Origin of the sequence: Silvimonas sp., assembly GCF_031291215.1 — a bacterium.
Classification (GTDB): Bacteria; Pseudomonadota; Gammaproteobacteria; order Burkholderiales; family Chitinibacteraceae; genus Silvimonas; species Silvimonas soli.
This window is the reverse complement of the sequence record NZ_JARLJK010000149.1, coordinates 1-1,315: the sequence shown is the minus strand read 5'-3', so window position 1 is coordinate 1,315 and position 1,315 is coordinate 1. Positions and strand designations below refer to the sequence as shown.

Annotated in this window: 1 protein-coding gene; it reads right to left on the bottom strand. The window is 55.2% G+C overall.

From position 1 onward, the window contains the following. Positions 1-511: 511 nt before the first annotated feature. Positions 512-889 carry a hypothetical protein gene (locus P4L78_RS21615; protein WP_309330668.1) on the bottom strand — a complete coding sequence of 126 codons (378 nt, stop codon included), beginning with the start codon at positions 887-889 and terminating at the stop codon, positions 512-514. Positions 890-1,315: the final 426 nt, after the last annotated feature.

Below are 1,315 nucleotides of genomic sequence, written 5' to 3'. Positions count from 1 at the left end.
TATTAGGGTTATTAGGGTTATTAGGGTTATTAGGGTTATTAGGGTTATTAGGGTTATTAGGGTTATTAGGGTTATTAGGGTTATTAGGGTTATTAGGGTTATTAGGGTTATTAGGGTTATTAGGGTTATTAGGGTTTATTAGGGTTATTAGGGTTATTAGGGTTATTAGGGTTATTAGGGGATGGCGATCCACACAACCGAGATTGCAGCCGCCTTTGCCACGGCTCTTACAGCAGCCGCTGCATCCTGTGGTTGGTTCACGGTTCGTTCTACTCGATGCGTGTACCTCATGCCGGGTTTAATATCTGCGGCTGTTATCTCTGGCTCGGACATGGCGACGGTTGCGAGGCCTCTGGAATGTGCAGCCGCGCGCGTTGCTCTCTGCTTCGCGCGAATGCTTTCTTCGAGCATCCAATCGCAACATCACTACGTACCACCACCGATCAGCCTCGCCGATCCCGCATCGCTTTGAAGGATGTGCTGTATGCGATTGAAGATACAACGAAAGGGCCTATGCCGTTCGTCGACTGTCGTCGTCGTCGCCGGCTGCTGCTCTCAAATCGCTGTTTATGCGCGCCTCGACCGCGCGCGGCAGCTCTGGATTGAAGCAGGCGTCGCTGCCTCTGTTCTCCCAGCTCGCGTGGAAAGTCAGCGCGCCGGCAAACGCCCCACGCGCCGCGATGACGAGGAAACAGAACAACACCACGATCGATCCCTGTTCTGTTTCCTCGTCGGAGCCGGTGCGCGTGTACACTTCCACTCGCCTCATGCCGTCGATCGGTGGCTGTTCGCGAATTTGCAGATTGAATTCGTCAACGATGCCTTCGATCACGCGCTCCAGCTCATCACCGGGCGCGGGTACCAGCTGCTGCTGGTGGTGGCGTGCCATTCGCTCAAGCCCGAGCTGCTGCTGCTGCTGCTGCCGCTGTTTGCATGCTTCTCTGCGATGCCTGTTCGAGCGCCGGCTGCAGCCAATCGACCAACTGGCAGTACGTACCACCACCACCGCCGATCAGCCCCGCCGATCAGCATTGCTTTGAAGCCTGGCTTTGAAGCATCGCACCGCCGCCGGCAGCAGTCGCAGGGCTGTTGAAGTCTCTCTTTAAAGCCTGACTTTGAATTGTATGCTCTGAAGCCTTGCTTTGAAGCCATGCTTTGCGACCTTGCCTGCTTTCAAGGAAGGAAGGAAGGGTCATGACGTCGCATGCGGAATCTCACGGGTGCGCATGAGTTCATTAAGGCAGGCCGCGACCTCATTCGAGCCCACGCCCAGTGCATCAGCGATGGCATAAATTTCGTCGTTGTAGTCCCACTC